The organism is Nonomuraea zeae (assembly GCF_005889725.1).
Lineage (GTDB): Bacteria > Actinomycetota > Actinomycetes > Streptosporangiales > Streptosporangiaceae > Nonomuraea > Nonomuraea zeae.
Genome location: NZ_VCKX01000443.1, coordinates 1 through 7615 on the forward strand (window position 1 = coordinate 1; position 7615 = coordinate 7615).

Below are 7615 nucleotides of genomic sequence, written 5' to 3' on the forward strand. Positions count from 1 at the left end.
ATCTGGTAGTACTGGCCCGTCCCGGCGTTGTCAGGGCTGCTCCCGCCCTCCCCGGCACCACCCGGATCAGGCTGCCCTCAGCTCCACCTCCCTGCTGCGACAGGGTCAGCGGTGAAGGTCTTTCACCTCCACTCGACTCACCGCGCCTCACGGCGCACTCACGATCTCCGCCATACCTTCGCCAGCACCGCCCTGGCCGAAGGCGTACCGATCTCTGAGGTGTCCCGCTGGCTCGGACACAAGTCCATCATCACCACCGTGGATCTGTACGGTCACCTGGTTCCTGAGGCCACCGGCCGGGCACGTGACGCCCTGGACAAGGCGTTCAAGCTCGCGCTGCATGTGCCCGAAATGTGCCCTCGCTGATCTTGAGCATGACTCCGGTGCAGGCCAGAGGGATGATGGGGTGACGAGTCGGCCTGTAGGCCGGGTTCTGTCCTTCGTGAGAAGGGGCGACCATCCATCTAGGGCCGTCGTTGCCGGCGGCCTCAAGCGGTCTACCCGCGCGGCTCGGGCGGGCAGCCCTCGAACGTCGCGCGCGGAACGCTCCGGAGAGCGTCCCTTCTTGACCTTGCTCCGGGTGGGGTTTACCTAGCCGCCCACGTCACCGTGGGCGCTGGTGGTCTCTTACACCACCCTTTCACCCTTACCTCCCGGCGAACCGGAAGGCGGTCTGCTTTCTGTGGCACTGTCCCGCGGGTCACCCCGGGTCGGCGTTACCGACCACCCTGCCCTGTGGAGCCCGGACCTTCCTCGGCGGGCCTGCGGCCCGACGCGGTCGCCCGGCCGACTCGTCCCGAGGAGGCTATCAAACCTCAAGCGGTTCCCAACCCAACGACAAGATCGATTCGCTGGAATGGTCAGGTCATCGCCTGAGGGGGGCGGTGGCACCAGCGGCCGTGCCGGATGTTCTGGCGTCCGGCACGGCCCCTGCTCTAGCGAAGGTGCGAGGTGTCGTTGAACGACTTGACCACGGCCGGCCCGTCCGCGTAGTGCTCGATCAGCGACAGGCAGGCCAGGTCGAGGTGCATCCGGTAGAGCGACCCCAGCGGCGCCAGCAGGGCCTGGCTCAGCAGCAGCTTGATGGGGGTCACGTGGGAGACCGCGAGCACGGTCTTGCCTTCGTGGCGCTCCACCAGCCGGGCGCCCGCTGCCTGCACGCGTTGCGCGGCCGTGGCGAAGCTCTCGCCGCCGGGCGGGGCGACGGCGGGGTCGGCGAGCCAGGCGGCGAGCTCGGCGGGCCAGCCGCGTTGCACCTCCGTGAACGTGTGCCCCTCCCAGTCGCCGAAATCGGTTTCCTTGAGATCTTCGTCCACGTCCACGTCGAGGCCGGTCCGCTGGGCGACCGCCTCCGCCGTCTGCCTGGCGCGCTTGAGCGGCGAGGTGACGATCACGTCCAGCCGGTACGGCTCGCGCGACAGCCGGTCCGCCGCCGCGGCGGCCTGGGCCAGGCCGTTGGGAGTGAGCTCGGCGTCGCCGTGGCCGGAGAACCTGCGTTCGATGGACAGCTCGGTCTCGCCGTGCCTGAGCAGGAGCAGCGACGTGGCGACCCGGGTGGGCGGGGCCCAGCCGGTGCCCTTGCCGCGCTGCTGGGCGGCGGCCACGGAGGCGGTGGGGGCGGACAGCTCGGAAATGTCGCCCGCGTCCAGGAGATCCGTCTGCTTCGCCACCGAGGGAGACGCCTTGCCCGCGCGCGACTTTCCCGCGGTGGATGCCGGCTGCGCGGCGTCTCGGGTCTCGTCCGAAGGGTGAGAGGTGCCGGGAACGTCCGGGACGGCGCCGCCCGCGCCCGTGGCGGAGCCGCCCGCCTTCCAGGTCAGGCCCTTGGCGGCGGCGTCCATGGCCTCGTTGGCCAGGCGGTCCGCGTGCTTGTTGTGCTCACGCGGGATCCAGGTCCACTCCGTCACCCGCAGCCGCCTGGCCAGCGCGCCGGCCTCCAGCGCGAGGGGTCTGAGCCCTTCGTTCTTGATCTTCCAGCGCCCGGCCATCTGCTCGACGACCAGCTTCGAGTCCATGCGTACGGCCACCTGGGCTCCGTCACCGGCCAGCCCGAGCACGGCCGTGAGACCGGCGATCAGGCCGCGGTATTCGGCGACGTTGTTGGTCGCGACGCCGATCGCCTCGGCCACCTCCGCCACCACCTGGCCGTCGGAGGCGTCCCTGACGACCGCGCCGTAACCCGCCGGACCGGGGTTGCCGCGCGAGCCGCCGTCGGCCTCGATGACGTACGACGTCACAGGCCCGACTCTGCCGTGCGGACGAGGATCCGGCGGCACTCCTCACACCGGAGCACGTCGTCGTGCGGGGCGGCCTTGATGCGGTTCATCTCGGCGATGGACAGGGCCACCTTGCAGCCCTGGCACCGGCCGCCGCGCAGGATGGCGGCGCCCACGCCGTACTGGTCTCTGAGCTTCTTGTAGAGCGCGAGCAGGTCGGCGGGGATCTCGCCGGAGACGCCGGCCCGGCGGCCCTCGACCTCGCTCGCCTCCTTGTCGATCTCGCTGAACGCGGCGTCGCGGCGGTCCTCGGCGGTGGCGAGGGCGGCGCCGAGCTCGTCGCGCTGCGAGACCAGGTCGGTGACCTTGGTGTCGGCGGCCTCCCTGCGCTCCATGATCTCCAGCACGATCTCCTCGAGGTCGCCCTGGCGCTTCTGCAGCGACGCGATCTCGCTCTGGAGACCTGCCAGGTCGCGCGGCGAGGTCACGGCGCCGGAGTCGAGGCGCTTCTGGTCGCGGTCGGCGCGCGTGCGCACGGCGTCGACGTCGCTCTCCGCCTTGCTCTGCTCGCGGGCCAGGTCGCCCGCCTCGGTCTGGGCCTCGATGACCTGCGTGGCCAGCCTGGCGAACAACTTCGAACGCTCGTCGATCTCGGCCAGCTCGGGCAGGGTGCGCCGGCGGTGGGCCAGCCGATCAATCACGGAGTCGAGCTCTGCCAGGTCGAGCAATCGCTTTTGGGCCTCAGGGGCAGCTTTCATGATCAATATCCTCTTGTCCAAGCATCGGTGACCGTGGCGGAGACACGTGTTTCAACGGTAACGCCACTCGCGTGCAGGATGGACGCCGCGCTGTCGAGCCAGGGCCATTCGGTCGCCCAGTGCGCGGCGTCGATCAGCGCGGGACCGCCGGACTCCACGAACTCGCTCGCCGGATGATGCCGCAGATCAGCCGTGAGGAACACGTCGACCTGCGCGGCCGCGGCCGTACCGAGGAGTGAGTCGCCCGCGCCGCCGCTGACGGCCACCCGCCTGACGGGGCGGGACAGATCACCCGCGACGCGGATGCCCCATGACGTCCGGGGCAGCCCCGCGGCCGCCTGCGCCGCGAACTCCCCCAGCGTCGTCTCCGCCGCCACCTCGCCGATGCGGCCGAGCCCGCGCCACGGGTCGTCGGGGAACGGCTGGAGCGGCACCAGGTCGCCCACCAGGCCGACGGCCCGGGCCAGGGCGTCGGACACGCCGGGGTTGGCGACGTCGGCGTTCGTGTGGGCGGTGTAGAGGGCGATGTCGTTCTTGATCAGAGTGCGGACCAGCCGGCCGTTCGGCGTGGTCGCGGCGACGCTCGTGGTGCCGCGCAGGTAGAGGGGATGGTGGGTGACGATCAGGTCGGCCCCCCACTCCAGCGCCTCCTCGGCCACGGCGGAGACGGGATCGACCGCGAGCAGCACCCGCCGCACCGGCTGGGCGGGATCGCCGCTGACCAGCCCCACCGCGTCCCACGACTCGGCCCGGGCGGGCGGATAGGCCGCCTCGAGCACCTCGATCACGTCCGTCAACATCACAGCAGCCACCAGCGCAGACTACCGGCCTGCGAGGGCGTCTCGGCGGGCGTGGCACGGGGTGTCGCTAGAACGGGGTTCGGCGTAGTGTAAGTGAATCCTGACATGCGGAGGGCGGCATGGCACCTAGCGTCGCGATCATCGGAGCAGGGTTCGGCGGACTGTGCATGGCGATCCAGCTCGAACGAGCCGGGATCCGCTCCTACACGGTCTTCGAGAAGGCCGATGACCTCGGTGGCACCTGGCGGGACAACAGCTATCCGGGGGCGGGCTGCGACATTCCCTCGCATCTGTACTCGTACTCGTTCGAGAAGTACTCGAGCTGGACGCGTCGCTATCCCGAACAGCCGGAGATTCTCGGCTACCTCGAACATTGCGCCGAAAAATACGACGTCAGGCGGAAAATACGCTTTGGCACGGAGGTGCGGCGCGCCGTCTTCGACGGCTCGGCCTGGCAGGTCACGACCTCAGGACCTGGTACGGCGACCGGCGCCGGGCACCTCGCCGGCGGGGACGCGCGCGAGGTCGGCACCGACGCGCGCGGGACCGGCGCGAACGCGCGCGAGATCGGCGGGTACGCCAGAGGAGCCGGCGAGGGCGCGCATGAGCCGGAGCCGGGCGGCGACGTGCGGACCGAGACGTTCGACGTGGTCGTCATGGGGGTCGGGCAGCTCAACCGGCCGCGCCTGCCCGACATCGCGGGAATGGCGGACTTCGAGGGCGTGTCGTTCCACTCCGCGCGCTGGAACCACGATCACGACCTCGGCGGCAGGCGGGTCGCGGTGATCGGGAACGGGTCGTCGGCGGCCCAGTTCATCCCGCGCATCGCGGAGCAGGTCGAGCACCTGTCCGTCTTCCAGCGCACCCCGAACTGGGTGATCCCCAAGCCGGACGCCGCGTTCGGGTCGCTGACCCGGCTGGCGTTCCACTTCGTGCCCGGGCTCCAGCGGGCCTACCGCGAGTGGATCTACCGGTACGCGGAGAGCACCCTCTACCCCGCGCTCGCCCAGGGATGGAGCGTGGGCCTGCTCAAGCAGCGGGCGCTGCGGCACCTGCGCGACCAGGTGCCCGACCCGGCACTGCGGGCCAAGCTCACGCCCGACTATCCGCCGGGCTGCAAGCGGGTGGTCATCGACAGCTCCTTCTATCCGGCGCTGACCAGGGCGAACGTCGATGTGGTCACCGACAAGATCGTACGGATCACGGCGAAGGGCGTGGAGACCACCGAGGGGCTGCGCGAGGTGGACACGATCGTCTACGCGACCGGCTTCAAGAGCACCGAGTTCCTGGTGCCGATCGAGGTCACCGGGCGGGACGGGCGCACGCTGGAGGAGCAGTGGGCGGGCGGGGCGGCGGCGTACCTGGGGATCTCCATGCCCAGCTTCCCGAACATGTTCCTGCTGTACGGGCCCAACACGAACCTCGGCCACAACTCGATCATCTTCATGATCGAGTGCCAGGTGAACCACATCATGTCCTGCCTGCCGCATCTGTCCAGGTCGGGGCCGATGGAGGTGCGGCCCGAGGTGATGGCGGCGTGGAACAGGCAGATCGACGCGGCGATGGCGCGGATGGTGTGGGGCGGGGGGTGTCAGAGCTGGTACAAGACGGCGGAAGGGCGTGTCACGAACAACTGGCCCGGTCCGACGACCCTGTACCGCAGGCTGACGGCCAAGCCGCCGGTGCCCGCGTACCGGCCTGTCGGCTCTGCCGGCTCTGCCGGTTCAGTCGGCTCGGGCGGCTCGGGCGGCTCGGGCGGCGCTGGGTGAGTCCCGGGCGTCGTCCGTGCCGGTGGGTCAAACCCTGGTCGTACAAGTGATCCACAAAATCGGACTCAGGGCGCATTGGACAGCCAGGGCCCCCACGATAACGTCCAACGCATGACGATTTCCCTGCACCAACGTGCTGTCGTGGCCGACACTCACAACGATCTGCTCATGGCGGTCTCGGCCCGGCCGCCGGGGCAGTGGGCGTCGTTCTTTCGCGAGAGATGGCTGCCCCAGCTCGTCGAGGGCGGCGTGGACCTGCAGATCCTGCCGGTCTTCATCGACGACCAATACCGGCCTGAGGGCGCGTTGCGGCAGACGTTGCGCATGATCGAGTGTGCGCACGTGCTCGCGGAGGGAAACGCCGACCGGGTCCGGATCTGCCTTGACGCCGCCGGCATCGACCGGGCGATCGAGGAGGGCAAGATCGCCCTGATGATCGCGCTGGAGAGCATGCCGGGGATCGACGCGAGCGTCGAGCTGATCTCGACCGTGCACCGCCTGGGCGTGCGGGTGGCGTCCATCGCGCACTTCGGCCGCACTCCCCTGGCCGACGGCAGCGGTGAGGACGCCACCGGCAGCGGGCTGACCTCCGACGGGGTGGCCGCCCTGGCCGAGATGGAGCGGCTCGGCATCGTCTTCGACGTCTCCCACCTGGGCGCGTCCGGCGTCACCCACGTGCTGGAGCTGGCCACCAAACCGGTGATGGCGACCCATTCCGCCGCCCGGGCGCTACGCGACCACCACCGCAACCTCACCGACGACCAGCTTCGCGCCGTGGCCGCCACCGGCGGGGTGATCTGCGTCAACTTCTTCGCTCCCTTCCTCGCCGACCGTCCCGAGGACATGACGCTCGATCGCCTGCTCGACCACATCGAGCACATCGTGTCCGTCGCCGGGATCGACCACGTCGGCCTGGGCCCCGACTTCATCCGCGAGGTCATGGACGATCTGACGCCGCCGTGCTGCGAGGACCTCAACACCAGAGGCGTCGATCCGAAGGCGGCCGTCCCCGGCCTGGAGGGGCCGTCCGGCCTGCCCATGGTCACCGAGGGCCTGCTCGCGCGCGGCCTGCCGGAGAAGGACGTCATCAAGATCATCGGGGGCAACGTGCACCGGTTCCTCGGGGAGCGCCTGGCATGATCGAAGATCTCGAAGAGCTGGTCCTGTGCGAGTCGTTCTCCAGCGACCTGGCGGCCGTGGCCCGCAGCGCCGAGGTCGTGGCCGCGATGGGTGCCCGCTACCTGGACGCCCGGCCGGAGTTCCTCGTGATCGACGGCGTCACGCACCTGCGCTGGACGTTCGGCACGCCCAAGGTCCTCCTGCTCGGCCATCACGACACGGTCTGGCCGATCGGCACCCTCGCCACCCATCCGTGGTCGGTGGTGGACGGGGTGGCGCGGGGGCCGGGGGTGTTCGACATGAAGGCCGGGCTGGTGCAGACGTTCCATGCGCTGGCGGGGCTCGACTCGCTCGACGGCGTCGCGCTGCTGATCACCGGTGACGAGGAGGTCGGCTCGGTCACCTCGGCCCGGCTGATCGAGGAGACCGCGCGCGAGATGACCGCCGCCTTCGTCATGGAGGCCAGCGCGGACGGAGGTGCGCTGAAGACGTCCCGCAAGGGCACCTCCCTCTACACCGTCCAGGTTCACGGCAAGGCTGCCCATGCGGGCCTGGAGCCGGAGAAGGGCGCGAACGCGGGGATCGAGCTCGCCCACCAGATCCTGGCCATCGCCGCCATCGGGGCCGGCGCCACCACCGTCACGCCCACGGTCCTGTCGGGCGGCAGCACGCTCAACACCGTTCCCGCCTCGGCCTCCGTCGGGGTGGACGTACGCGTGGCGGAGGTCGCCGAGCAGACCCGGGTGGACGCGGCGATCCGCGCGCTGGAGCCCGTCGTGCCCGGCACCCGGCTGGAGATCCTCGGCGGCCCCAACCGGCCGCCACTCGAAGGCGCCATGTCGGCCTCGCTCTACGCACTCGCGCAGGAGCTGGCGAAGGGGCTGGGCATCGGACCACTGACCTCGGCCTCGGTCGGGGGCGCCTCGGACGGCAACTTCACGGCGGGGGTGGGC

At 70.5% G+C, this 7615-nt stretch carries 7 protein-coding genes and 1 other RNA gene; 4 read left to right on the plus strand and 4 right to left on the minus strand.

Features of this window, described 5'->3' with window-relative positions; all coding sequences use genetic code 11:
* Positions 1-111 precede the first annotated feature (111 nt).
* Positions 112-366 (plus strand): tyrosine-type recombinase/integrase, encoded by a 255-nt coding sequence (locus tag ETD85_RS58180; protein WP_206059554.1) that lies wholly within the window; start codon positions 112-114, stop codon positions 364-366.
* A 40-nt stretch (positions 367-406) separates the two neighbouring features.
* On the opposite strand, the gene rnpB is transcribed toward ETD85_RS58180, so the two are convergent.
* The 4 genes from rnpB to ETD85_RS58200 form a co-directional block, all read right to left on the minus strand.
* Positions 407-794: RNase P RNA component class A (gene rnpB / locus ETD85_RS58185), an RNA gene on the minus strand.
* Positions 795-935: 141 nt separating this feature from the next.
* Positions 936-2237, minus strand: a complete 1302-nt coding sequence (locus ETD85_RS58190) for a bifunctional RNase H/acid phosphatase (RefSeq protein WP_138698395.1) — start codon at positions 2235-2237, stop codon at positions 936-938.
* A complete protein-coding gene (locus ETD85_RS58195; RefSeq protein WP_138698396.1) occupies positions 2234-2974 on the minus strand; it encodes a zinc ribbon domain-containing protein in 741 nt (246 codons plus the stop codon). The genes ETD85_RS58190 and ETD85_RS58195 overlap by 4 nt, the downstream gene beginning before the upstream one ends.
* A gap of 2 nt (positions 2975-2976) precedes the next feature.
* On the minus strand, positions 2977-3777 hold the full coding sequence (locus ETD85_RS58200) for a Nif3-like dinuclear metal center hexameric protein (protein WP_379507119.1): 801 nt from the start codon (positions 3775-3777) through the stop codon (positions 2977-2979).
* Positions 3778-3893: 116 nt separating this feature from the next.
* On the opposite strand from ETD85_RS58200, the gene ETD85_RS58205 reads away from it, so the two are divergent.
* From ETD85_RS58205 to ETD85_RS58215, 3 genes are all read left to right on the plus strand, one after another.
* On the plus strand, positions 3894-5543 hold the full coding sequence (locus tag ETD85_RS58205) for a flavin-containing monooxygenase (protein ID WP_138698397.1): 1650 nt from the start codon (positions 3894-3896) through the stop codon (positions 5541-5543).
* A gap of 111 nt (positions 5544-5654) precedes the next feature.
* Entirely contained in the window at positions 5655-6683 is a 1029-nt protein-coding gene (locus tag ETD85_RS58210; protein WP_138698398.1) for a dipeptidase, read from the plus strand.
* Positions 6680-7615: M20/M25/M40 family metallo-hydrolase (locus tag ETD85_RS58215; RefSeq protein ID WP_138698399.1), on the plus strand; the 936-nt coding region annotated here is incomplete at its 3' end. The genes ETD85_RS58210 and ETD85_RS58215, both read left to right, overlap by 4 nt.

Coding starts and splice junctions, on each gene's coding strand:
- ETD85_RS58210 (WP_138698398.1), top strand. CDS start 5,655: ATGACGATTTCCCTGCACCAACGTGCTGTCGTGGCCGACACTCACAAC.
- ETD85_RS58195 (WP_138698396.1), bottom strand. CDS start 2,974: ATGAAAGCTGCCCCTGAGGCCCAAAAGCGATTGCTCGACCTGGCAGAG.
- ETD85_RS58205 (WP_138698397.1), top strand. CDS start 3,894: ATGGCACCTAGCGTCGCGATCATCGGAGCAGGGTTCGGCGGACTGTGC.